Source organism: uncultured Pelagimonas sp. (genome assembly GCF_947498515.1).
In the GTDB taxonomy this organism is placed as follows: domain Bacteria; phylum Pseudomonadota; class Alphaproteobacteria; order Rhodobacterales; family Rhodobacteraceae; genus Pelagimonas.
Window position 1 is genome coordinate 22,624 of record NZ_CANMKO010000012.1, and the last position, 24,973, is coordinate 47,596.

Annotated in this window: 19 protein-coding genes; 7 read left to right on the forward strand and 12 right to left on the reverse strand. The window is 56.1% G+C overall.

What is annotated here, in order from left to right:
* The 4 genes from Q1A43_RS19285 (at position 1) to Q1A43_RS19300 (ending at position 7,744) form a co-directional block, all read left to right on the forward strand.
* Positions 1 to 1,020 carry a glycosyltransferase family 2 protein gene (locus Q1A43_RS19285; protein ID WP_299937912.1) on the forward strand — a complete coding sequence of 340 codons (1,020 nt, stop codon included), beginning with the start codon at positions 1 to 3 and terminating at the stop codon, positions 1,018 to 1,020.
* A 5-nt stretch (positions 1,021 to 1,025) separates the two neighbouring features.
* Positions 1,026 to 5,537, forward strand: a complete 4,512-nt coding sequence (locus Q1A43_RS19290) for a MupA/Atu3671 family FMN-dependent luciferase-like monooxygenase (protein WP_299937915.1) — start codon at positions 1,026 to 1,028, stop codon at positions 5,535 to 5,537.
* A gap of 5 nt (positions 5,538 to 5,542) precedes the next feature.
* Complete coding sequence (locus tag Q1A43_RS19295; RefSeq protein WP_299937917.1) at positions 5,543 to 6,214, forward strand: 4'-phosphopantetheinyl transferase; 672 nt, start codon at positions 5,543 to 5,545, stop codon at positions 6,212 to 6,214.
* Positions 6,215 to 6,415: 201 nt separating this feature from the next.
* Complete coding sequence (locus Q1A43_RS19300) at positions 6,416 to 7,744, forward strand: Wzz/FepE/Etk N-terminal domain-containing protein (RefSeq protein ID WP_299937920.1); 1,329 nt, start codon at positions 6,416 to 6,418, stop codon at positions 7,742 to 7,744.
* 42 nt (positions 7,745 to 7,786) lie between these two features.
* Here the strand turns inward: Q1A43_RS19300 and Q1A43_RS19305 are convergent, their stop codons facing one another.
* The 6 genes from Q1A43_RS19305 to Q1A43_RS19330 all read right to left on the reverse strand — a co-directional run bounded on the left by Q1A43_RS19305 (position 7,787) and on the right by Q1A43_RS19330 (position 16,084).
* Positions 7,787 to 9,451, reverse strand: a complete 1,665-nt coding sequence (locus tag Q1A43_RS19305; protein WP_299937922.1) for an exopolysaccharide biosynthesis protein — start codon at positions 9,449 to 9,451, stop codon at positions 7,787 to 7,789.
* 228 nt (positions 9,452 to 9,679) lie between these two features.
* Positions 9,680 to 11,779, reverse strand: coding sequence for an NAD-dependent epimerase/dehydratase family protein (locus Q1A43_RS19310; RefSeq protein WP_299937925.1), 2,100 nt, complete (start codon positions 11,777 to 11,779; stop codon positions 9,680 to 9,682).
* Between the two features lie 12 nt (positions 11,780 to 11,791).
* Positions 11,792 to 12,751, reverse strand: coding sequence for a glycosyltransferase (locus Q1A43_RS19315; RefSeq protein ID WP_299937928.1), 960 nt, complete (start codon positions 12,749 to 12,751; stop codon positions 11,792 to 11,794).
* On the reverse strand, positions 12,748 to 13,995 hold the full coding sequence (locus Q1A43_RS19320) for a glycosyltransferase family 4 protein (protein WP_299937931.1): 1,248 nt from the start codon (positions 13,993 to 13,995) through the stop codon (positions 12,748 to 12,750). Before Q1A43_RS19320 ends, Q1A43_RS19315 begins: the two co-directional genes overlap by 4 nt.
* 5 nt (positions 13,996 to 14,000) lie before the next feature.
* On the reverse strand, positions 14,001 to 14,996 hold the full coding sequence (locus Q1A43_RS19325) for an NAD(P)-dependent oxidoreductase (protein WP_299937934.1): 996 nt from the start codon (positions 14,994 to 14,996) through the stop codon (positions 14,001 to 14,003).
* The gene (locus tag Q1A43_RS19330) at positions 14,960 to 16,084 is read right to left on the reverse strand and encodes a Gfo/Idh/MocA family oxidoreductase (protein ID WP_299937937.1); all 1,125 of its coding nucleotides are present in this window, start codon (positions 16,082 to 16,084) and stop codon (positions 14,960 to 14,962) included. Before Q1A43_RS19330 ends, Q1A43_RS19325 begins: the two co-directional genes overlap by 37 nt.
* A gap of 240 nt (positions 16,085 to 16,324) precedes the next feature.
* Here Q1A43_RS19330 and Q1A43_RS19335 point away from each other — a divergent pair, with 240 nt between their 5' ends.
* Complete coding sequence (locus Q1A43_RS19335; protein WP_299937939.1) at positions 16,325 to 17,083, forward strand: WecB/TagA/CpsF family glycosyltransferase; 759 nt, start codon at positions 16,325 to 16,327, stop codon at positions 17,081 to 17,083.
* On the opposite strand, the gene Q1A43_RS19340 is transcribed toward Q1A43_RS19335, so the two are convergent.
* Genes Q1A43_RS19340 through Q1A43_RS19350 form a run of 3 tightly spaced genes read right to left on the reverse strand, consistent with a single transcriptional unit; the run spans position 17,080 to position 21,451 of the window.
* Entirely contained in the window at positions 17,080 to 17,844 is a 765-nt protein-coding gene (locus tag Q1A43_RS19340; RefSeq protein WP_299937942.1) for an SDR family oxidoreductase, read from the reverse strand. The two genes, Q1A43_RS19335 and Q1A43_RS19340, sit on opposite strands and share 4 nt — an antisense overlap.
* Entirely contained in the window at positions 17,841 to 19,400 is a 1,560-nt protein-coding gene (locus Q1A43_RS19345) for a GMC family oxidoreductase (RefSeq protein WP_299937945.1), read from the reverse strand. Before Q1A43_RS19345 ends, Q1A43_RS19340 begins: the two co-directional genes overlap by 4 nt.
* The gene (locus Q1A43_RS19350; RefSeq protein WP_299937947.1) at positions 19,397 to 21,451 is read right to left on the reverse strand and encodes an acyltransferase family protein; all 2,055 of its coding nucleotides are present in this window, start codon (positions 21,449 to 21,451) and stop codon (positions 19,397 to 19,399) included. The genes Q1A43_RS19345 and Q1A43_RS19350 overlap by 4 nt, the downstream gene beginning before the upstream one ends.
* Positions 21,452 to 21,641: 190 nt before the next feature.
* Here Q1A43_RS19350 and Q1A43_RS19355 point away from each other — a divergent pair, with 190 nt between their 5' ends.
* The gene (locus Q1A43_RS19355; protein ID WP_299937949.1) at positions 21,642 to 22,148 is read left to right on the forward strand and encodes a serine O-acetyltransferase; all 507 of its coding nucleotides are present in this window, start codon (positions 21,642 to 21,644) and stop codon (positions 22,146 to 22,148) included.
* Here the strand turns inward: Q1A43_RS19355 and Q1A43_RS19360 are convergent.
* Entirely contained in the window at positions 22,133 to 22,447 is a 315-nt protein-coding gene (locus Q1A43_RS19360; RefSeq protein ID WP_366944280.1) for a pentapeptide repeat-containing protein, read from the reverse strand. The genes Q1A43_RS19355 and Q1A43_RS19360 overlap by 16 nt on opposite strands.
* Before the next feature lie 137 nt (positions 22,448 to 22,584).
* Positions 22,585 to 23,178, reverse strand: coding sequence for a GNAT family N-acetyltransferase (locus tag Q1A43_RS19365; protein WP_299937954.1), 594 nt, complete (start codon positions 23,176 to 23,178; stop codon positions 22,585 to 22,587).
* Positions 23,179 to 23,205: 27 nt separating this feature from the next.
* On the opposite strand from Q1A43_RS19365, the gene Q1A43_RS19370 reads away from it, so the two are divergent.
* Positions 23,206 to 23,664 carry a hypothetical protein gene (locus Q1A43_RS19370; RefSeq protein ID WP_299937957.1) on the forward strand — a complete coding sequence of 153 codons (459 nt, stop codon included), beginning with the start codon at positions 23,206 to 23,208 and terminating at the stop codon, positions 23,662 to 23,664.
* A gap of 6 nt (positions 23,665 to 23,670) precedes the next feature.
* Here the strand turns inward: Q1A43_RS19370 and Q1A43_RS19375 are convergent, their stop codons facing one another.
* Positions 23,671 to 24,963, reverse strand: coding sequence for a glycosyltransferase (locus tag Q1A43_RS19375; protein WP_299937960.1), 1,293 nt, complete (start codon positions 24,961 to 24,963; stop codon positions 23,671 to 23,673).
* Positions 24,964 to 24,973: the final 10 nt, after the last annotated feature.

Here is a 24,973-nt window from a genome sequence, read left to right on the forward strand (position 1 = left end):
ATGCCAAAGCTTTTAGTTGTGTCGTTGAACTACAAAACGCCGGATATGACGCTGCGCTCGGTCCGCTCGGCCTTGGTTGCCATGCAAGGGTTGAACGCCGAATTGGTGCTTGTCGACAACGACAGCGGTGACGGATCGTTCGAGAAAATGCAGGCGGAGTTGGCCAGTGCCGATTGGGCCCAAGATGCGCCGATCCGGCTTATCCAATCCGGGCACAACGGCGGGTTTGGTGCCGGCAACAATGTCGGTATCCGCGCCGGGTGGTCGGACGGGTCCAAGCCCGACTATGTTTACTTGCTGAATTCCGACGCCTTTCCGGCACCGGATGCGATCAAATTGATGCAAACCTATCTGGACACACATCCCAAAGCCGGTTTCGCAGGAAGCTATATCCACGGCGAAGATGGCGAGCCGCATATCACTACCTTTCGATTCCCAAGCGTTTGGTCCGAACTCGAAGGGTCGATGCGGTTTGGCCCGGTCTCTCGACTTTTGAAAAACAAATCGGTGCCGATTGGCGTCCCTGAAACCACTCAAAAGGTTGATTGGCTGGCTGGCGCGTCTCTGATGATGCGGCAAAGCGTGCTTGATGAGATTGGTTTGTTCGACGAGACCTTCTTTCTCTACTTTGAGGAAACCGACCTGTGCCTGCGTGCCGCCCGCGCCGGTCATGAAACGCATTATGTTCATGACAGCCACGTCGCCCATATCGGCTCTGTATCAACCGGCATGAAAGTCTGGACCAGAATCCCACAATTCTGGCTGGATAGTCGTTGGCACTATTTCACCAAGAATCACGGCCGTGCCTATGCGGTTCTGGCCACGTCCATGCATATGCTTGGCGGGCTGTTTTGGCGCATGCGTCGGGTGATTCAGCGCAAACCACAGGCGGATCCGCCACAATTTTTGCGCGATCTTATATTACATGACTTGCAAGCGATGGTCCGGCCTTTGCCGGGAAAGCGTGATGCGGCGACCCCAATTCCGGGGCGTGCCGCTGTTGAGGGTTTAACGGAGTAAATAATATGACCCAGTTCTCCTGTATCGTGATCGGCAACGAATCTCTGTTGGTGCAATGCGCCCAGGCGGCGCTTGATCGGGGGAACGCGGTTGCAGCGGTGGTGACCCGCAATGCGGGTATCGCAGAGTGGGCACGCGGCGCTGGACTTCGGGTTGAGGCCCCGGGCAAGGATTTGGCCGATCGTTTGAATGGGATTCAGGCCGATTACCTGCTCTCTATCGCCAATCTCGATATTATTCCCGACACTGTTTTGGCGATCCCGTCCAAAGGGGCGATCAATTTCCACGATGGCCCTTTGCCGCGTCACGCAGGGCTAAACGCCCCGGTTTGGGCGCTGATCGCGGGTGAAACCCAACACGGCATTTCATGGCATATGATCGAAGGCGGCGTTGACGAAGGCGACATCCTTGCCACCCGTCATTTTGACATCGGCGCAACCGACACGGCGCTGACTTTGAACACCAAGGCTTATGAGGCCGCGATTGCCAGCTTTGGTGATGTTTTGGACCAATTGGAATCCGGTGCCTTGAAACGCATCAAACAAGACCTGTCACAGCGTAGCTACCATGCGCTTGCGGATCGGCCATCTGGCTATGGTTTGATAGATTTTTCCCGTCCGGCCCAAGAGCTGGCGCGCCTTGTTCGTGCCTTGGATCATGGGTCTTATCTCAACCCACTTTGCGCCCCGAAATTCCGCGCCAAGGATCAGGTTTGGCTTGCCCAAAGCGCCCGTGTGGTCGAAGGATCGGCAGCGCCGGGAACCGTTTTGAAAGAAACCTCGGACCATCTAACCGTAGCCTGTGGCGATGGGGCGATTGAACTAGAAGACATCACTCGGATTTGCGGCACACCGGTGGCCCCGGTGGTCGTCGCGCTCGAAGGGGATGTATTGCCGTCCGCTGGTGATTTCAGCGATATTGACGCGACTATGAACCAAATCGCGGGCCGGGATGGCGCGTGGCGCAAGGCTTTCTCCGACTTCACGCCGCTTGAAATGGGCGGCATTGGCGGTGAAACCGGACCAATCGAAACTCGCTCCATCGTACTTTCGAATGGTATTGCCCAAGTGGCCAAATGGGCCAAGATGTTGTCCGGATTGCCGGCCGTTGACCTCGCTTTTTCCAATGCAGCTATTCAAACGCAAGCCAAGACCGGAATGGTGTCAGGCTGGGTGCCGGTCCGCGCCGATGCTGATCCGCTTGACGAAAAACTACAAATCAAAGCCGGTTTTGCGACTGATTTGTTTGCACGTTCGCCCGATCTTGATTGGCCGAAAACTCCGCAAATAGGGTTGTCGTCGGTCGGTCATATTGATGGTACGGCAATCACCGTGGACGCGGATACCGGTCAATTAAGTTTTGACAGCGGCAAGATTTCTGCTGCCATGGTTGAACTGCTGATTGCTCGATTGGAGCTTCAACAAGCGCTGCCAGATGCCGAACGCAATATGGTTTTGAACGATTGGAACGCGGCCAAGGCCGATTATGATCACGATCTAACCATGCACCGCGCCTTTGAGGCACAGGTTGCCAAAACTCCTAACGCCACGGCCTTAGTGTTTGAAGGTCAAAGCCTGACTTATGAAGACCTCAACGCCCGCGCGAACCGCGCCGCCAATGTGCTTTGCGAGATGGGTGTCACTTCCGGTCAGGTGGTTGGCCTATGCTGTCAACGTTCCGTTGATCTGATGGTTGGGGCATTGGCGATCCTCAAGGCTGGGGGCGCATACCTGCCCATGGACCCGAGCTATCCCGCTGATCGGCTTGAGCATTTCGTCCAAGATAGCAACGCCCAAGTGATTGTGACGCAGGCAGTTGTTGAACCTAACCTACCCAAGCATTCCGCGCAAATCCTTGTTTTGGATGCCGAACCGCGCCTTGCTGCGGCCAGTTCTGAAAACTTACCTGATACGGCTGCTGCCGCTGATCTGGCCTATCTGATCTACACCAGCGGCTCGACCGGCAAGCCCAAGGGCGTGATGATCGAACATCGCAATGTGATCAATTTCTACGCCGGGATGGATCAACATATTCCGATTGGCGGTACATGGCTTGCGGTGACCAGCCTAAGTTTTGATATCTCGGTGCTCGAGTTGTTTTGGACAACATCGCGGGGTTTCAAGGTTGTTCTCACATCCGATGAAGATCGCAGTTTGATCTCTAACGGGCCGATGCCCATGTCCGATGCCGCGATGGAGTTTTCGATCTACTATTGGGGCAACGACGATGGCGTTGGTCGGGATAAGTACAAAATGCTGCTCGAAGGGGCGAAGTTTGCCGATGAAAACGGGTTTAGCGCCGTTTGGACCCCGGAACGGCATTTCCACGCCTTTGGTGGCCCTTACCCGAACCCGTCGGTGACCGGTGCCGCCGTGGCCGCAGTCACCCATAACATCGGTGTGCGCTCCGGGTCGGTCGTTGCTCCGCTCCACCACCCAGCCCGTATTGCCGAAGAATGGTCGGTAATCGACAACCTAACCAATGGCCGCGCTGGGCTGGCAATTGCCAGCGGCTGGCAGCCAGATGATTTTGTCCTACGCCCGGAAAACGCCCCGCCGAACAACAAGAAAGCTATGGTCGAAAACATCGATCAAATCCGCAAATTGTGGCGCGGTGAACCGGTGCCGTTCCCCCGTGCCGATGGATCGCTCCACGAGGTGGTGACACAGCCACGACCCGTCTCCAAAGAGCTGCCGATTTGGGTGACCATTGCCGGAAACCCGGATACTTGGCGCGAGGCCGGGCGGCTGGGCTGCAACGTGTTGACCCACTTGTTGGGGCAGTCGATTGATGAGGTCGCCGATAAGATCAAGATTTACCACGGTGAGCTGCGCAAAGCCGGCCATGACCCCAAGGATTTCAACGTCTCATTGATGTTGCACACCTATATCGCCGAAACGCGTGAAGAGGCCCGCGAAACCGCGCGCCAACCAATGCGTGATTATCTCACCTCGGCGGCGGGGTTGATCAAACAATACGCTTGGGCGTTCCCTGCGTTTAAACGCCCCGAAGGTGTGAACAACGCCTTTGATCTGCAGTTGGATGTGCTGGAGCCCGAAGACTTGGATGCGATCCTCGACTTCGCTTTTGAACGCTATTTCAACGATAGCGGTCTCTTTGGCACGGTTGAAGACGCACTCGCACGGGCGGAACAGCTTAAACGGATTGGTGTGACCGAAATCGCCTGTTTGGTTGATTACGGCATTGATCGCGACGTTGTTCTGGACGGGTTGCGCCCCTTGGCCCAAGTTGTGAAAGCCGCGCAAAAAGCCCCGGAATTGGCCCAAGACGACTATTCTATTGCGGCGCAAATCGTGCGTCATGATGTGACCCATCTACAGTGCACGCCTTCTATGGCACGGATGATTGCCATGAACGACGAGGCGCGGTTTGCCCTTGGTCGTGTGCAACATTTATTCCTTGGTGGCGAGCCGCTTCCGGGGGCATTGGTTGCGGAATTTGGCGACATTACCGATGCTAAAATCACCAATATGTATGGGCCAACCGAAACAACCATTTGGTCGTCGGTTGAGGTTGCCCAGGTTGGCGATAGTGTCGTGAATATCGGTAAGCCTCTGGTGAACCAGCAGCTTTATGTGCTGGACGAAGGACGCAATCCCGTTGGCGTCGGTCAAGAGGGTGAGCTATGGATCGGGGGCGACGGGGTGACCCGCGGCTATTGGAACCGTCCCGAGCTAACCGCAGAGAAATTCGTCGATAATCCATTCCATGATGGTCGCATGTACAGCACCGGCGATTTGGTGCGCCGGCGGGCCGATGGTAAAATCGACTTTGTTGGTCGCGTCGATCATCAGGTCAAACTGCGCGGTTTCCGCATCGAACTTGGTGAAATTGAAAGCGTGTTGGAATCGCAACCCGGTGTAACCCAAGCGGTTGTTGCCGCACGCGAAGATGTGCCGGGCGATATTCGCCTTGTTGGATATTACACCGGAGACAGCCAGAACGAGACCACATTGCGCGAGGCTATGGGCACTAGTTTGCCAACCTTCATGGTTCCGGGCCGGTTTGTTCAGTTGGACACCTTTCCTTTGACTCCGAACAAAAAGGTTGATCGTAAGGCGTTGCCCAAACCACAGGCTAAAGCCGCGCCCATCGTTCAGAAAGAGGTTGTTCCGCAACCCGTTTCCGTTCCCAACGCCACAGCCGGAGATCTTGCGGCGGTAGAACAAGGTATCTCGCTGATCTGGACAAATATCCTTGGTGTCGAAGGGTTTAGCAGTCGCGATAGTTTCTTTGACCTTGGCGGACATTCCTTGTTGGCTGTTCAAGCGCACCGCGCGATCCGGGATGAATTTGGGGCCAAAGGATTGTCGATCACCGACATCTTCCGCTTCCCGGTTTTGGCCGATCTCACGGCTTGTGTCGCTTCCAAAATGGAGAGCGGTCCAACCGCGCCAAGCCCATCTACCCCAGAGCCGCAAAGCAACGATCGTGCGCAATCGCGTTCTGATGCCATGGCACGGCGGCGTGAAATGCGCTCGCGTCGGAGGGCCTGATTGTGATGAGCCCGGAGGCAGAAAGCATCCGGACCCTGTTGGCCCAAGCGGACTTCCCGCTTGGACTGGCTTGGGGTTTGGTCGAACCCGTCGATGACCCCACGTTGCTTTTCCCAGACGAAGCCAAGGCAATTGCCAAGGCAGTTCCGAACCGCCGTGCCGAGTTTACCGGCGGTCGCGCGGCGGCGCGTAAAGCGATGTGGTCGCTTGGGGTTCATCCGGCCCCCGTTCCCATGGCGGAAAATCGATCCCCCGTTTGGCCCGATGGCCTAACAGGAAGCATCACCCACGCCGATGAAATTTGTATGGCCGCGGTTGCGAATGCGACGGAGTTCTCGGGCGTTGGAATTGATCTTGAACCCGATGTCCCGATGGATTTTGATCTGGTGGCCGAGATTTGCACCGAAGAAGACTTGCAGGGTGTTGCCCCAGCCGATCAACTGCTTTTACCAAAGCGAATTTTTTCGGCAAAAGAAGCGGTTTACAAAGCCCACTATGCCCTTGCTGGGGTTGTTTATGGGTATCAAGCAATGACCGTTGATCTGAAAAATGGACGTGCCCATTTTACCGAAGATGCCGAAGCGCAGACGATTCCCTTGGCGTGGCGTGGTGACCTTGGATTTCAGCAATGGATTTGCGACGGTATGATCCTGTCATTGTGTACGATACCTCGATGAAGATACCTCTATCCATTTGCAATTGTGGCAAAATCATGGCCGTGGTCTCGGTTTTCGACACGGTTTGTTTCCAATATCGACCGGGAATGACATGGCAAAATTGAGGCAGTTTTGCTACAATGTGTCGTGGATGGATGTGCTTGTCTTTTGGCGGCGCGATCATTCCGAACGCATTGGGGGCCACTTTGCGGGAGTTTGTAGATGAACCAGTTCCAATCGTTCGGCGAAGTGCTTTCGGCGTTGCGACGCCGTGCATCGATCATTTTGGCAATCACCTTTGTCGGATGTATGCTGTCTTTGTACTTTGCCCTGAGCCAGGTCAAAGAATACGAAGCCACCGCCGTTGTTCAGATCGAAGATGCCCGCGTTCCTGACCAACTTGCTGGCGCAACTGCGCAAGCAGAAGACTCCAGCCGACGTGTGCGTTTGATCGAACAGCGCCTTATGTCTCGCGACAACCTTCTCCCGATCATGCAAAAGCACGAACTGTTTTCGAATGATCCGACGGTAACGATCATCGAACGCATTTCCATGATGCGTCAGGCCGTTCGTATTGATCAAATCGTCAATAGTGCACAGCCTTACTCCCCCAGTGCGAATGTTCCGTCGGGGCTGCTGATTACTGTCCGGTTAAGTGATCCGAAAAAGGCGGCGGACTTGGCAAATGAGCTTATGTATTCCGTCATTGATCAATCCCGTGATCGAAGCATCGGCCGCGCCAGCGATACGCTAGATTTGTTTGCGACCGAAGAGGCGCGAGTCAAAGCGGATATTGAAGTGCTGGAACAGAGCATTGCCGAGTACAAAGGTCAAAATTCCGAAGCTCTGCCCGAAGGCGTGGTTGACCTGCGTGGTCAACTTGTGTCTTTGCGCGAGGTTGATCTGGAATTGGCACGTGAAATCTTGACGTTAGAGACAAGTTCGGCGCGGCAACGAGAAGAGGTCAAAGACCGTCAGATTCAGCTGCTTCAGGAAAACCGTCTGTTGATTGCCGAACGTGTGGCGCAAATTCAGGCGCAACTTGCCGCGGCGCCCGAAGTCGAGCGAGAGTTGAACAACCTTGAGCGTCAGTTAACGCAGCTGCAAGAACAATATACAGTCATCACCCGCCGCAAAGCCGAAGCAGAGCTAGGGCAAATGCTTGAAGATCGTCAACAAACCGATCGTTTTGAGGTGTTGGAAACGGCGCTCGAACCCGAATTCCCCGTGTCGCGGTCTCGCAAGAAAACCGCTGTGATGGGGGGCGTTGCATCCCTTGTTCTCGGGGTTGCGGTGGCCTTTGTAATCGAGCTGATGAACCCGGCAATTCGTACCGCCGCCCAAATGGATCGCGCGCTGGGCATTCAACCTGTGGTCTCCATTCCACATGTGGCGGCACGCCATACTCGCACCGGTCGTGGGCTGAAAATCTTTGCCTGGATTGGGGCCGGTGCTGCTGCGCTTTGGGGGGCGATCCAACTGGCTGGCGATAAAATCCCGGCATTAGGTGCGCTATTTGAACGGTTCACACAACGAACAGCCCGCGGGTAAGGAACCGGCGGGCTGGTTTATCGGCGTAAAAGCTGTGTCTGTTCAATACTGGTATCGGTTGATCTCGGTCTGCTCGGCTTTGTTCAAAACCATCCCAAGCAGGGGCGTCGACTCGCCCAAACGGCGCTCAACCTCTTTGATTTCTTTTTCGGTTGTAGTGCCGCCGCCAACAACAAGCAAAACCCCATCAAACATTGGTCTAAATGCGATGACGTCGTCGTAGTAAAGCGCGGGTGGCAGGTCAAAAAGCATGACATCCGGCTCCAGAGCTTCCTCGATCCGATCAAGGGTTTGACCGGTCCGCGGGTCTTGCAAAAGCTCCGACGCATATGGCTCAACGATACTATTGAACCCAAAGGCGATATTGCGCCCGGCATTGAAACCATTGTCGCCAAGGCGAACCAAATGCTGGGCAGGGTCAACTTTTCCCCGCAGCATATCACCCATTGCTCCGGGGTCGGTGACACCCATGGCACGATGCAAGCTGGGCCGACGCATGTCGCAATCCAACAAAAGCGTACGGCAATTTTCCTGTCGTGACAGGCTGATCGCCAAATTAGCGGCGGTAAAGGTCTTGCCACAATCCTTCGTAGGGGAGGTGATGGCTACGCGGCTCCAACCGTTTTCGGATAGCGCCTGCAACAATCGAGTCCGCAACACGTCAAAGGCCGTATAGGCCGGGTCTTCGCGTTCTGCGGTGATGATACGATGACGCGCCAAATGCGCCGCATTCACCGGGAACTCACCAAGCCGTTGCCAGAGAGTTGGGGGATTCGCTAACAATTCCGCCTGACGGGCGGCCTCGGCCTTCTCTTGCTCCAATCGCAAGGCTTCCTCTGCGCGCGCTTCCGCAAGACGTTTTTCCTCTGCCAGCCGTTTCGCTTGTGCGCGCTCCTCGGCATCCCTCTGAGCTTTGAGTTCCTCCTCGCGACGTTGATCTTCGGCGCGGCGTTGCGCCTCTTGCTCTGCCTCACGGCGCTCTTGCTCCAAACGTTCTTGTTCAGCAATTCGAGCCGCTTCGCGAGCTTGGGCACGTTTCTCGGCCTCCGCACGGCGCGCGGCTTCCTTCAAAGCGCGGTCAGAAGCGCGCTTCTCAGCCAGCCGTTTTTCTTCGGCTAAACGAGCGGCTGCTGCGGCTTCTTCTGCTTGGCGTTGTTCTTCTATCTGGGCTTGGCGTTTGGCCTCTAGCTCCGCTTTCTTGCGCTCCGCCGTGCGCCGATCTTGTTCCGCTTTTTCCTCGGCGGCACGTCTCTCGCGTTCAAGGCGGTTTTTCTCCTTGGCTTGCTCCTCAGCAAGCCGCGCCTCTTGAGCCAACCGAAGCTTTTCAGCCTCAGCTTGTTCACGCGCAAGCCGTTCCTGTTCCGCCTTGAGCTTGGCTTCGCCCTCAGCACGGGCTTTGTCCTCAGCGATGCGCTGTTCTTGCGCAACACGTTTGGCCTCTTGATCGGCAAGGGCTTGTTCCTGTGCACGCTTTTCTTGTTCGGCCCGGGCCAGTTCCTTGGCCCTCTGCTCCGCTTCACGCTGTTTCTCTGCCGCAAGCTGTTGCGCGGCCAAGCGCTCCTGAGCCGCTGCTTCTTGCTGTGCAAGCTGCTCGGCGGCATCCTTTCTGGCTTTTTCTTCGGCCAAACGTTGGGCTTCCAAAACCTCGTCGGCTTCGGAAAGGCCTTTGTATTTGCGGCGGAATTTGCGCTTATCCATCATATTCATGCCTCGCGCTCCATTGGCTGCCCAATGAAGACACGTTTTTGGCCACGCGCAAAACGCTTTGCGATCCTCGCATCCTGTCTCATTTGACTGCTCAACTCCGACTCACTCGGCCCAATCTGGCGTGGGCCTTTCACTTGGAAACCGGTTAAAGCAGGTGAATCTGGCTAGAATAAGTCAGATTTGCGAGGATTGTTCACGTTTCCGCGCCGCTCCGATCTCTGGTTTAGGTTAACACCCAATAAGATTGGCCTTTGTGATCGCCTTTTCAATAAAGGTCGCCTTATCACCCTCTGGACGCCAACCCAGAACATCCTTGGGTTTGCTGTTCACAAAGGGGGTAAAGTGCGCGCGACTTTTCCAATCGGCCAAAGACGGGCGGATCACACCCTTGCGCCGCAGGGCGTATTTCTTGAGCGCATATTTGACCGCATCGCTGGCGTAAAACGCCGTCAAATTACCGGGGCTTACGCGAATGCGGGCACCCAAGGCTTCGTGAATGGCGTCGAAATAATCACGTGCGGTGAGCATGGGTTCGCCAATGAGATTAAAGCTCTGCCCTTCAACCGGCGCGTCAATCATCCGCACCAACCCATCGGCAATGTCCTCGTTCAAAACAAACGGCAGAATATTGCGACCATGGCCCCAAATACGCACCGCACCGGCCCCGTGCCAACGCCCGATCCCCCAATGCTGCAAGGGACCACCGGGGCCCACCACAATGCCGGGGCGGGCTATGACCACGGGCAACCCGCGATCACGATGGAGCGTCATGAGCTGACGTTCACATTCGGCTTTGGAGCGCGCATACAGGTTGCGATCACTCATATCCTCGGGGAACCCGGTCTCTTCGGTGATGTTCGAATAGGGGTTCGACATGTCATAGCTGGCGATGGTGCCGGTATAAACCAGCCGTTTGACCCCGGCTTTTTCACAGGCCATGCCAATGCGCGTGGCAACACCAACGTCATTGATCAGGCAATCAGCCCATGTGGTTTCCATGGCTTTGGCAAGGTTGAAAACAACGTCGATTCCTTTCATCGCCTCGGTTAAACCGTCCAAGTCGTGCAGGGATACCCCGACGGTTTCAACATTGTCGGGTAGGTCCGGGAAAGGGCCGGTTTTGCCGCGTGACAACACGCGCACGTCGCGCCCATCTGCCACCAAACGGCGGGTCAATTCGCGCCCGATAAAGCCTGTGCCGCCAATCACCATCGCTGTTGGTTTCGGGGGTCGGGTTTGAATAGCGGGGGCTTTTACCGCCAACACGTCCGAAGGCAAAAGGTTGATCGCATCATCCAGTGTTTGCATCACTGATACGGCAGATGGCCCGGCCCAACGTGGCTCTGACTCGCCCTTGGCCAAGGCATCATAAATCGCAGCGTCCATACCGAGGAAGCTTTGACCGTAGGGGTTTTTGGTGTTCAGCGATTTAAGCTGAATCGCGGCGTTTTTGGTGCCTTGCCACAGGTGTTGGCATGACAAATCCAGCTGCTTGCGCAGCGGGTTGATCACCAAATCAGACGGGTTTTCCCGTTCGACGACCAAAACATCTTGGGCATAGTCAAGCCGTGCCCGCGCAGACGATCCGCGCAACGTGACCGACCGATCATCGACGGTTTCGACCATGGAAATGGCAAAGGTAATGTCGACACCGCCGGCGCGCGCCAAAATGCGAAAGCTTTGCGGACGCGGGTCATTGCCCGGTAGATAGGCAGGTTTGGACGCGTCGGAAAACACAACCTCGATGTCACCAAACAAATCATGGGCAAAGGCCACAAGATGTGGCCCAAGTTCGAGCAGAAGGTTGCGTGGTTCCCGCAACAGCCACAGGTTAAACGGCCCCGAGCGCAGAGGGGCCAGCGGCAAGGCCCATGTGATTTCAGCACCAGAGATGACGCCATAGTCGCCGGCGTTCATCGCCGCTTTCATCTTGTTATAGGACGGTAGCCCCAAGAAATTATGCCCGGCGTGAAAATGCTTGCCTGACGCCTCGGCGGCGGCCTGAATGGCGCGGGTGGCATCGGCGCTTTCTGCGACCGGTTTTTCGACCAAAACATGTAGCCCGGCCTCAAGGCATTGAATGGCAATCGCCTCGTGAAGATGCGGCGGGGTTAGGATATGGACCGCGTCGCAGCATTTTGCATCAATAAGGTCTTGGACGGACGAAAACGCGCGAAGCCCGTAGCCCTCTGCGAACCCTTTGGCCGCCGTTTCGTTAACGTCACAAATCGCGCATAGCGAAACACCCGAAGTCGCCCTAAGCGCATCGGCATGCCATGTCGCAATATAACCGGCCCCGATCAGGCCCACGCGGGTTTCAGAAGACATAATTCAAGACCTCTACTTGTATTCAATCAGGCGCATTTCATCACCACGCAGCCTGCGCAGGTGAAATTTGGCTATACCGATAAGATTTGGAAATTTGGATAGGGTGAGCAGCAACGCGTGCCGCCATGCCTCACGCTTGGGCAATCCATCGCGGATCAACCCTTGGGCTGTGCGGATATAGTTCAGCTCATAAATCCCGATCAAGATCAGGGGGAGCCACCAAGCAATAGCAAAGCTCAGCAAAATGAGGAGCGGCACAACAAGCCCATAGGCCAAGACGCGCTTGCGTTCTTTGGAAAAGTATTCGGGGTGCAAATGCCCAACCTGAGCAAAGCCATGCCCGGTGCGCACGGCGCGGCTCCACCATTGGCCAAACTGCATCATGTTGGCGTCATGGCGGGTCATTTCATGGGGGATGCGTTCCAAGACCCATCCGGCTTTGCGCAATCGTGTGCAAAACTCATCGTCTTCGGCGGCGATCACCGTTGGATCCATGCCGCCAATGCCTTGCCATGCCTCGGCCCGGACCAACATATCACCGCCACAGGCCTCAATCACACCGGCGGGGCGTCGCCACTCCCAATCGCACAGCTGATTGTAAAGACTGGCATCACGATGGATTTCAGAGCGCCATCCCGTCACCATCCCGGTTTTTGGATTGGCCTCTAGATGGGCGCGACCGGCGACGATGAACCCATCAACCAACATACAATCGCCGTCGATAAACATCACCAATTGTGGTTCATCCAAGGCGTCAAACCCCGCGTTTCGCGCACGGGCGGCGGTAAACGGAGTAGACATATCTAATTTTACCACCGTGGCCCCATGTTGACGGGCCTCGACCAAACTATTGTCGCTTGATCCGCTATCAACATAAACAACCTGACGCGCCTGACCTTGAACGGATGCCAGCGCCGCGACCAAACGTGCGCCTTCGTTGCGGCCGATCAAAACAACATCTACCGGGGTCATTGCGTTGGCTCCGGGCGTTTGGTTGTTGGAGCGTTGTCACCGGCATAGCCACAAATGAGTTGCGATAGCCAAGCGGCTTCTTTGTGGGTGTTGAAATGGGCCTCAACGGTTTCGCGGCCTTCTTCACCCATGGCTTGGCGTTCAGGCGGATCAATGAAGGCGCGGGTTAGCGCGGCGCAGAGCGCGTCAACATCACCGGGCGGGACAAGCCAACCGCTTTCGCCGTGGCTCACTAGTTCTGGGATACCCGCAATTTGCGTGGTGATGACCGGCACGCCCGAGGCCATCGCCTCCATCAAGACAACCGGCACACCTTCGGCAAAGCTGGGCAAGACAAATAGGTCTGTTTGCAATAGGGCCTCAGCAACCTCAGATTGGTTTTTGTAGCCCACAAATTCCACCCGATCATCGATCCCAAGCCGTTTCGACATGCTTTCCAATGCGGTGCGTTCGGGGCCGTCCCCAATCAGTTTAAGCTGTAGGTTGGGCATGTCGCCCTTAAGCTTATCAATAGCTTGGAAAAGAATCGGGACGCCTTTGACCGCCGCCAAACGTCCGACAAACAGCAACCTCTGCCCTGAATGCCAGGTCTTTCCATAACGGTCGGGTTCGATCCCACAATGCACGATATGTAGCTTGTCCCAATCTGATTGATCGGCAAAACACATAAGCTGTGAACGGCAATAATCGCTGATACAGGCGACAAAACGCGCGCGCTTGGTCTTTTCGTCGATGCGCCAGTGATGCGGCTCAAAGAAAATGTCCGGCCCATGAATCGTAAAGCTGTAGGGGATACCAGACAGCGCCTCGGACAACATCGCAACGGTGCAAGATGCCTTGGCGATGTGGTTGTGTAGATGGGTGACCCCTTGATCCTGTAAATGCGCCGCCAAAACGCCGGCCTCAAGGAAATAGATCAGGTTATAGAGACGGCCCTTGATCCCCTTGGGGGCGGTGCGCCACGCCAATCCCAATGCCTTGGCATAGCGTCCGGGCGTCCGCAGCCAGCGCAGGTGTGACCGGATCAAACGCAGAGGATTTTTCGCGGCATCCAAAACCTTGAAGGTGCGGGCGTGTTCGTCACGTTGTTCGGGTCCGACAAGGTGTTCAGCCCCTGTGGTGCGGATCGAACAGGTTTCGACCTCGTGCCCATACTTGCGCAGCGCCGCGACCTCACGTTGAATAAAAGTGTCCGACGCCCGCGGGTACTCCCCGGTCAAATAGGCGATTTTCGGCAGGGTCATTCCCGTCACTCTTGGCCCTCCAAACTTTGTTTCAACATGTCTTCGAATGGCGCATGATCCGCCCCGCCTAAAAACGATCGAAGCGCAGTATTGGGATAGCTAAGGGGCATCATCCGGGCCCGCAGGATTGGTTCTTGGAACAAACCGGGGAGCTTGTGCGCCAATGGTTTGAGCGACCGGACCCCAGCCAACCAAAGGGAGTATGGCACAGGCAATACCAAGCGTGGCCAGCCAGCGAGTTTCCGATGCGTTTCCAGAAAACGTGCGCGTGTCGGAAGGTCGTCGTCAATAATGTTCACCGCTTGGAGGCCGTTTGGCGGTGTTTTGGTTGCCGCTATCAAGGACGTTGCCAAATGATCTACATGGACTAAAGGTAGTTGCCCGTCCGAATTGATTTGTACATGCGCTTTGGACGCCCAAAACCCCAACAGCGCATGCCATGTCCGCCCCGGCCCATAAACAGCACCCGGACGCATTATCCAAACAGACCGGCCGGTGTCGGAGCACTGCGTTTCCTGTTGAAGTTTGGCGGCGGTATAGGCGTCGCGGGCCGTTTCCGGGCTTTCAAGCGGGCTGTTTTCAGTCAAAGTCGCGCCGGGGTCCAATTGCATTGTGTCATACACTGCGATTGAGCTGACCAAGATAAGCTGGGCCTCACTCCCCTGCATCGCCTCCAGCAATATTTCCGTGCCGCGCAGGGTATCGTCGGCATGTTTATCGGCGTCCCCGCCCATATGGGCGGCGGCGTGAATGACGGCCCCGACACCGCTCATCGCTTCTTTGAGCAAGCCAATACTTTCGCGATCCGAGAGGTCGGCGCGCTGGGCAAAGACACCCGGATCACCGGCCCAGCTTTCCAGCGGTTCCCGGCGATAGACCGCAACAACCTCAAGACCTTGATGGCGGGCCTCAGCGACCGCTGCTCGGCCAACAAACCCGTTGGCACCGGTGATCAAAATACGGGTTAGATTGCCCATGGCATCGGCTCCATCGGCTGACATGTGGTCGACATTTTTTGCGCACCGCTATGTTCGCCCGCGTTCTGGATTGCCAGAGTGACCTCGGTCATATGAAGCGCAAAGTCATTGGACAGCCGGCAATCGCGACCTTGGTTAAGGGCTTCGAGCATTTCAGCAGGCCCAAGCATAAAGTTCATCGCCGCCGCGCCCCAACGTTTAACCTTGGGATGGGTCGGCTGGGCCAATTTGATCCGTTTTGGAAAGGGGTTTTCCATCAATCGGCGGCGCACGGTCATCCGCTTGGCAAAGCGCACCTTGGCGGCGTTGTCCCACGCGGCCTTGCAGCTGAGCACCCCCTTGTCGCCGGTGATACGGATGGAATGGTCATGCGGTGCGGTGATCGAACAGGTCAATCGTGTCACCGGACCATTTTCAAAGAACAAGGTGGCGACGGATAGGTCCGGTGCAAAGGGGCCGGTGCCCTCTTTGTTGGGGATCGTTTCGGCAGAGGCAGCAACAACCGTGCGCACCGACCCAAACCATGAAATCAACCACCCAAGATAATATCCGGCATGTTCCAAGGTGCAACCAACGCGAAATTCATCCTCATAGGGCCAAGGTGCCCCGGATTCTGACAGCCATTTCTTGTAAGCCGCTTGCGGGATGAATCCGTCATCCAACTCGGCGTAAATCGCGCGTGGGGTTCCCGCCACATTATGACGCAACGCATGGCCCAAAGTTTGCGCCGCCTCACCCAATGACGAACACGGGGCAGAAGCCAACATCAGCCCGTTTTCAGCGGCCAAACCATAAAGCGTCTTGGCATTTTCAACCGTCATGGCCAGCGGCTTTTCTGAATAGACATGCCGCCCGGCCTCAAGGCAGGCTTTGGTAGTTTCGAAATGCGCCGCAGGGTTCGTTAGGTTTAAAATGATCGCGTCGGGCGCGTCGGACAACAGGGCGTCGAAAGATGATTTCGCCGGTAGGTCCCAGAAACGGCAAAACTGCTCAAGGCGCGCCGCGTTCAAGTCAAAGACTCCGGCAACCTCGATTCCCGGCATCGCAGCAAGCGAGCGCATGTAAAGGTCGGCCACGAATCCGCAGCCCAAAAGGCACACCTTATTGGTCATCACATGCCCCCTTTCGGGTGCTTACTCGGAACGTCCATTCTGACACGTCTACCGCCCCACCATTTCTATTCGGTGAATTAACCCCAAAAACATGGCCAGAATTCGGCAAACCACCCGAGTTGTTCACAAAAATGCGGCAGCGCGGCATCACCATCGCGGGAATTCACCTTGCTGTTGCCGATTTGGCACTTATGTTGCGCGCAAATAGCATTATGTCAGGCTTATCAAGGAAAGACTGCCATGGAATTTCAGTTCGACGCACGAAAAATCGATGTGAACGTGCCCAATTGGGCCGTCCTTGAGGCACGTGTGACCGAACGCTGGGCCCAACGCAAAGGGTTTGCCTTGGCAACTATTAACCTTGATCATTTGGTCAAGCTGGGGGCCTCGGCCGACTTTCGGAGCGCTTACGCCGCGCAGGATTTCGTCTGTGCCGATGGCAATCCGATTGTGTGGATGTCCCACATCGCGGGTCGTCCCGTGTCGCTTATCCCCGGATCCGAAGCCATCCTACCATTGGCTAAAATGGCAGCAAAACAGGGGGTTGGCGTGGCTCTAATCGGCTCAACTGACCCAGTGTTAAAGGCCGCCTCCGCCTATTTGGAGCGCGAGGTCCGTGACCTTGAAGTTGTGTGCTGTATCGCGCCGCCCATGGGATTTGATCCGGCGGGTGATGACGCAAAGGCCATTCTAGAACGCGTCGCCGATTCCGGGGCTCGGTTGTGTTTTGTTGCCATGGGAGCGCCGCGCCAAGAAGTATTCGCGGCGCTGGGTCGAAAAGTGGCCCCTGAGGTGGGATTCGTGTCCATTGGGGCTGGGCTGGATTTCTTTGCCGGGACGCAAAAACGCGCACCGGAATGGGCTCAGCGGTTGCAGGTCGAATGGCTTTGGCGGATGATGTCCGATCCCAAACGCCTTGCCGGTCGCTATCTGAAATGTGCGGCGATTTTGCCGAGGCACATGTCTCGCGCTGTCATGTTGCGCTTGCGCAAGGATTAGAGCTGACGTGGCTTTTGACGACGTAGCAAAAGCACGTCCTTGATCTTTCCTTTTAATCCGCGCGGCGGCAGGATCTCGCTCCCCATTTCGAACACCGATCCGGTTAGGGATGGGTCACGCATCAAAGCCAGCCTCGCGCCCCATACGGCGGATTGTTTGGGCGGGATGCCATCCGGAATTCCCATCTCGGTTTGCAACATGCCGGGCATCCAATCGCTTATGACGATATCCGGAAACCGGTCACTCAAATCCGCAATCATGGCCCGGGTCAAAATGCGTGCTGCGCCCTTGGACACAGAATAAGCTGAACTTGCGGGTAGTGGGTTCAAATCCGCAAATGTTGCGACATTGAGAATGCGACCTTCGCCGCGTGGAGCCATGTTTTGCAAGGCGGCGTGACTGCAATTTAGGACACCGCCGAGGTTGATTTGGAGGGTTTGGGCAAAGCTATCCGGGGATTCTGCCAAAAAATCACGACGGGGATAAACGGCGGCGTTGTTGATCAAGATCGCGATGTCGCCATGGTGCGAAACAAGCTCGGAAAACCCCTCCGAAACCGCAACCCCGTCCGCAACATCCATCTGGATGGGCAAGAAGTTTTGCCCAAGACGGTCGCGAGTTTCATCTAGGGCGCTCTGGCGGCGGCCGGTCCCTGCAACGGTAAAACCTTTCTCAACCAGCTCGGTCGCCAAAGCGCGGCCAAGGCCAGAGCCAGCCCCGGTGACAATGGCAATTCCGTCTTTGGGTGTGATGGGTGTCATGCGGACTCCTTTGCAATGGTGTCCCCAACCCGCAACGCGTTGGCGGCAATGGTCAAACTTGGGTTCACACCCATTGATGTCGGCATAAAGCTTGCGTCCACAACCCACAAATTGCCAATATCATGCGCCCGGCAATTGGCATCCAGAACAGAAGTTTTGGGATCATGGCCAAACCGAACGGTCCCGCACGGGTGCCCGTAGTTGAGCTCAGGACTCATCCCAAGGAAAGCACGGCGATGACCGCGCATCGCCTTGCGGATCGCCTTACGAAACGCCCGCCGCCGCTCCAAAAGCTCCGGCTTAAACTCATATTCAACTGCAAGCTTGTCGGGTTGCGTCGGGTCATAGATGACACGGTTTTCAGGATATGGAAGGTCTTCCATAAGGCCGACAAAGATTTGCGCGTGGCCAAAAAGCTTGTGCGCAATGGCGGCGGGAATGCGGGTCAATTGGGCGAGGCCTGGAACCTTGGCTAAGGGGGATCGGGCCAGCATCAGGTTAAGATAATGGACAATCTCACCATATGACGCGCGAATGCCCATGGCTTGGATCGTGCCGAAACGCGCGCCGTTTTGATGATACAAATCCCGCAAGGAAATCGCCTTGGTGGCACCGCTATCGCGGGTGCCGCGCTTGGGCCACAAGGCGAACATTTCGTTCAGATGAAACATCAGGTTGCGCCCGACAAGCCCGGAACTATTGGCCAAACCCTTGGGATGATCCGCGTTGGCCGATGCCAAAAGCAATTTCGCCGACCCCAAGGCCCCGCCGGCAAGAATGTAGCGACCGGCCTTTAGGGTTTGTGATGTCCCGCCGATGATCACCTCAACCCCCGAAATCTGTCCTTGGTTTTCCACAAGGCGGGTCACTTTGGCATTGGTCACCAAAGTGGCATTGCCTGTGGCCAAAGCTGGCTCAACCCCGGCAGAACGGCCATCCATTTTGCACACCTTTGGGCACTTCACCCCAAGGCAATTGCGACAGCCGTCGATACGCTCGATACCAGTATGTGCATGGTAGGGGTGCAACCCAGATTGACGCAAACTACCCATCAAACTGGCTTCGGTGTCATTCAAATCCGGCGGAGTGCGCAAAGGTAGGGGAGGCTCAGACGACAAAGGGTCATGAGACCCATAAACCCGATAGGCTTCCGCCGCTTTGGCATACCACGGGGTCATGTCGTCATAGGTCACGGGCCAGCCATCGGTTGGATGAGGCTGGTCTGGTGTTGCCTCAAGGTCATGACGTTCCGGGCGTTCCAATGTCGCGGCGTAAAAGGCCGACGACCCGCCAACACCGGCCCCCAATGGCGCGTAAAACTCTTGATTCTGGCCGTTGAGCGTCACATGAATCGGGGTCGGCCACATCCCGCGCGCTAGTCGGGCTTCGGGCACAAAAATTTCGGATAACCCATTCTCTTCGCTGCGATATCCCTTGGCCCCTTGCTCAAGAAATAAAACTTTTTGCCCGGCTTCCGCCAACACACGTCCAACGGTGCCGCCACCAATTCCGGTGCCAATAACAATCGCATCCCAACTCGTCTCGGCAAGGGTCATTCTTGGACATCCTGAACCAATGCGGATTGGCGGGTCACCGACTCAAAGACCGGTTCAAAAAGGGCGCGCACGCGCAAAGCGGCAGAGTTGGTGACGTGGTTATTGTCGAAATACTGGCCGACATTCTCATGCAACGCCCCGCAGGTTGACCCGTCGCAAAACCCCGGCCAGCTATCGATCCAGTTGATGGACCCACTTTCGGCCAGTGAAAGCCAAGGCGCGTCTGCCATCGCGGCGCGAACCGCCAACCCGTCAACCGTCGCCGTTGATTTGGTCACAGGTTCGGCGGCCAAAGGCAGGCCATAATGCGCTGTTTCACGGGCTGCGAGGCGGGCGTCATACTTTGGAATTTCCGGCGGTTGGCGCAGGACATGGACCTGACTGAAACGGCCTTTCAAGAACTCAACGGATTCGCGTGCTGCATTGGTGATCAATTGCGGCTGGGTGAGCGTCAGCTTTTGCGCGCCATCCGTGGGGTGAATTGAGATGGTGTTGTGAGCATCAAGACCAACGCCCGTGCCAGATACATAATAAGCCCAACGCCCAACCAAGAGCACGGTTTCAAGGCTTTCCAACCGGGCAAAGCTTTGTTGGATTTGCAGATTGGCATGCGTACAGGCGGTATCTTGTGCCGGCGTCGCCGAATTTTCGGATTTGCGGAGCCCGAATAGCGGCGCGCACCCAGCGCGCCAAATAATCAAACCCGGAACATTGGCCTCATGCGCGACAAGGTCGATGCCCTCTTTGAAGGCGCGGACATGGCTGTCGCCCCAGACCAAGACTTTGGGCGCGCCCTCTGGCCCGATGGGGCATACTTCTAGACCATCCAAGGGAAGGTCGTCGGCCACATAACAGCGGCTCCAATCCTGAAGGAAATCGCCAGTGGCGGCGATATGGGGTTGGGCCTCGGGGCCAAAGCGGCTTGGCACGCCGTCAGATTTGAAGATCCATCCGCCGAAAGCGAGTGTGGCAAGCGAAGCCACAGCCATCGCCCCCAAAACCACCCCGCCGGGTAAGAGCCGGGCACGTCGCACCGGGGTTTCGACAAACTTCCAAGACAGCCACGCAATGGCGACAGATAGGCCCATCCAGAGCACTGATTCAAAGAGGTTGGCGTGACCGCCACGCAAATAGGTCGAGAGCGTAAAGATCGGCCAGTGCCACAAGTAGAGCGAATAGGAAATCAGCCCGAAAAACACCGCAACCGGGTGGCACAACAACTGGTTCACTGTGTTCTTGCCGGTTCCATTGGCCAGCAAGAGCGCGGTGCCTAGGACGGGGAATAGTGCCAAGACCCCCGGAAACATTGGCCCGGCTGGGATCATGACAACCGATATGACCACCAACGCCAACCCTAGCCAACTTAGCAAAGCAAAACCGCGCCATTTGCGTTCGGTTTGATATCCCCAGATGGCCAGCAACACACCGGATAGCATTTCCCAGGCCCGGAATGGGAATAGGTAAAACGCGGCCATCGGATGTGATGGCGTCATCATTACGCAGGCGACCAATGATAAGGCCCAGCACCCGATCAAGGCCGCCACAAGGGCGCGACGTGACCGGGCTAAAATCAATATCAGCAGCGGCAAGAAGATGTAGAACTGCTCTTCGACCGCCAAGGACCACGTGTGTAATAGCGGCTTTTCCTCGGACGCAGCATCGAAATACCCGGCTTGGCGGTAAAAAAGCACGTTCGACAAATAGACGGTCGCCGCAATCGCAGCCTTGCCAAATTCGCGATATTCAAAGGGCAACAAGATGGCCCATGCCAATGCGCCCGTGACCAAAACCATGGCGAAAAACGCCGGGGCCAAACGGCGAAATCGCCGCACGTAAAAGTTCAACAACCAGATTGTTCCGGTGTGATCATATTCACGCCACAACAACCCGCCGATCAGAAACCCAGAGATGACAAAGAAGATATCAACGCCAACAAACCCGCCCTGCAACGGAACCCCAAAATGGTAGAGCACAACCGACAGCACGGCAAAGGCGCGCAGCCCATCAATATCACTGCGATAAGGTTGATTATGTGAGATGTGCTGCGTCATGTGAGGGCATTCCCCAAGGCGGCAAATCGCGCGATCATTCCAATTCCTTCCGGATTCTCCGGGTGTCAGTGCCTCACCACAAGGGATTCGTGGCGCAGGGTGACGGCTAAGTGTTGCCATACCTTCAAGGATGGCTCAAATCTGGGCAGGAATTTGGCGTTTTCGCGGGCCGAGGGGAAACTGAGACAAAATGGTACAGGAAACAGGGATTTCAGCAACCGATCCCGATTGGTCACGCGAAAAGATTGACCGGTTTTGGGAGCCGGGCAAAAAGATGATCCGCGCCGTGCGTCGCTATCAAGCCGCGCGTCAAAAAGAGGGTGTCCTAGCCAAAATGTCGTCGAAATATTGGGTGGTCAACCATCTGTGGTGGTCGACAATCTGCCAATCGGAATTGCACCTGACCACCGAGTTCGACGGTGGGTTGCGGCTCACCCATCCAACTGGAATCATCATCCATCCCGAAAGCAAAATCGGCCCCAATTGCATGATCTTTCATCAGGTAACTTTGGCCGGACCGGTGACCCTTGGGGGTCATGTTGATGTCGGGGCAGGGGCTAAGTTGATTGGGCCGCTGACGGTGGGCGATCACGCGGTGATTGGCGCAAACGCCGTTGTGACAGGTGATGTACCCGCCGGGGCCACCGTCGCAGGAATCCCGGCGCGGGTGATTTCTACCGCTCAATCGGGCGCGTAAATCATCCCGCGCCGTCTTGGGTGAAACTCAGCTGGAAAGACCGTTTCATCATCGTAAAACGCGCCGACCATATTGGCTCGGTTCAAATTGGCCTTGGACAAGACCGCCCCCTGCAACCATGCGCCTTTTCCAAACGCATCGTGACCTAAGTCGGCGTTTCTCAAATCCGCGCCAACGAGCGACGACTCTCGTAGATTTGCGCCGCGCATATTAGCGTCAACCAAGCACGCCCCATCCAAATTGGCATTCCATAGGCTACCCCAATAAAGAACCGCCCCCTTTAGATTGCGGCCTTGCAGTTACGCTTGATAAAGATCGTGTCCCGACAAGTCGCACCCTTCCAAATCCTTGCCAGGATGCTGTTGAGGGATGCGGGCTGTGACCTCACCATCGGATTTTTGCACTTCAATCTTGAGCGGTCTGGGGTTTGCTTGTGTCATTGTGCCGACCCCACTTGCCGTGAAAAGATGTCGATCTCATCGCTGCAAAGCGCGTCGTCACGCACAAATCCCGCCTTTTCCAGAACGCGTGCAGACGCCGGGTTGTTCACATCAACACCGCCCTGCAAGGTCATGACCGGCCCGTCGGTTAACGCCTCAACAAGCCCGATCACCATTTCCGAGGCATATCCCTTGCCCCAGCTGGTTTCGCCAAACAAATAGCCAAGATGAAGTGGTTCGGTTTTCGGCGTATCCACCGGGCGGAACAGGAACATCAATCCTGCCAAACCGGCGTTGTCCTGAACCAAAAATATCGCGGCACTTGCGTCGCGATCGGCGATCCAAGTCTTGATTGCATCGGGTCCGTCATCCAATTGGACGCGTTCAGGGAGATGGCGCAAAACTGGTTCGCTCAGCATAGCCAATAGATCCGCTTCAAGTTTGCGACGGGCGGATTTGTCTTCCAAGGTACCCCGCCACGAGGAAACCCAAAGCCGTGCAGTTTGAAACGGTTTCAAGCAGGTAAAACCGGCTGCTGTTGCGTCATGCACTTGCTTTTCTTGAGAAATATTCGGGGATTTGCTATTCATCGAGTCGTATCCGAAAGGGAGCGTGTTGTGAAAACTGTAGCATTTGCATTGCTGGCTGTCTTGTTGACGGGCTGTTCGGCTCAAGTTCAATACAAAGCCGGCGGAACACCAGCACAGCGAAACGCGGATTCCGCAAGCTGTAATCGCAGCGCAACGGCGGCCTATCCGGTGAACATCGTCACCCGCCGCACCCCGCGATACTACCGCCCCGGTTATCGTCATTGCCACAACGGCAAATGCCGCTCGACCGGCGGGTATTGGGAGGGCGGCGACGTCTATTCCGTCGACGTCAACAAATCATCCCGCGCCCGCGCCTATTCGGCCTGTATGTCATCAACCGGCTATCAATCGGTCGAGCTTCCGTTTTGTACCGGCGAGACCCGGCAAAAAGTGGCGAGCAGCACCCAAAGCCGTTATCCGCAGCTCACCCAAGGGTCGTGTATCGTCAAGATGCAGGATGGAACCGTCAAGGTGTATAGCCCTTAAACCGGATCAATAGCCCAAACCGGTAAGTGGTGCGCCCGAAAGAATCGCGTCATACACTTCTTTGGTTTTGCGGCCCTTTTGCGCCCAAGGATATCCTTCCTCTGCATAGGCTTGGGCCCGCGCGGCGGTAGTCGCCATGGCGGCGGGGTCGGTCACGCAATACTCCATCTCGGCTTTGAACCCGTCGACCAGCCCGTCGAAATCGGCCATCGGAACACAGGCCCCGCGCCCTTGACCGGCCAAATCGCCGGGAGCACCGTAGTCGGAGACCAGAACATGGTTGCCACAGGCCATGGATTCGATCACCACACCGGCCCCCAATTCGCGGATCGACGGAAAAACAAAGGCGTCTACCTCGCGCATCATATCGGCGACTTCGCCTTGGGTTTTGCGGCCATGCATGGTGATGCAATCGCCCAGCCCATGTTCGTCAATCACTGCCTGCATCCGATCGCGGTCAGGGCCATCACCCACTACGTGAAGATGGTGCTGACGCAAGATGTCGGATTTGGCAAAGGCTTGAAGCGGCAGTTCCGGCAATTTGTACGGCACCAGCCGCCCGGCATATAGAAAGTGAATTTTCCCATCGGTGCTGCGGCTACCGGCGGGTTTCGCGCCGTTGGCATGGAATATTTCCGGATCAAATCCGATTTCAGGAAAGGATATGATCCGCGCGTCTTCAACGCGGGCCAGATCGTTGCGCGTATGGGAAAAGGCGCTTAGCACCGCCGCCGCATCATCATATGTTGAGCGCGCATAAGGCAGGTATTTGTAGAAATCCCGTAGCTTGCGCAGCTTTTCCTTTTCACGCGCCTGTTCAGCGGCAAAGGCAACGGGCCAATCGAGATTGCCGTTCAATGGCCCGATAACAAAGGGCTGTTTGACCTTGTGGGCCAACCAGCTTGGCAACGTGGGGGACATAGGGGTGATGCGGTGAACGATATCAAACTCACCCGATGTGAGTTGCGGTTTGAACCGTTTCCAAACCCCGTGTTCAAACGCCAAATACGGAAGGTAGTTGAAGATCATTGAGGTCGACCAACCCACCTCTTCGCCACCACGAATGACCCGCGCGGCCTTGAACATCGGCGAGGCGATCCATTCATTGTCGATATAGGCGATCTCAAATCCCGTTGGCCCGGCTTTTTCGATGTTTTCGCGGTTGCGCACATGGGTGGCCAAGGTGACATCGCACAGTTTGGCAATCTCTAGCGCATATTTATAGCCGACAATCGGAAGGCTGGGCCATTCCGGATTGCATTCATCCGCGACCAGCAGAACCTTGGGTTTACGTGTCATCATTGTCCTC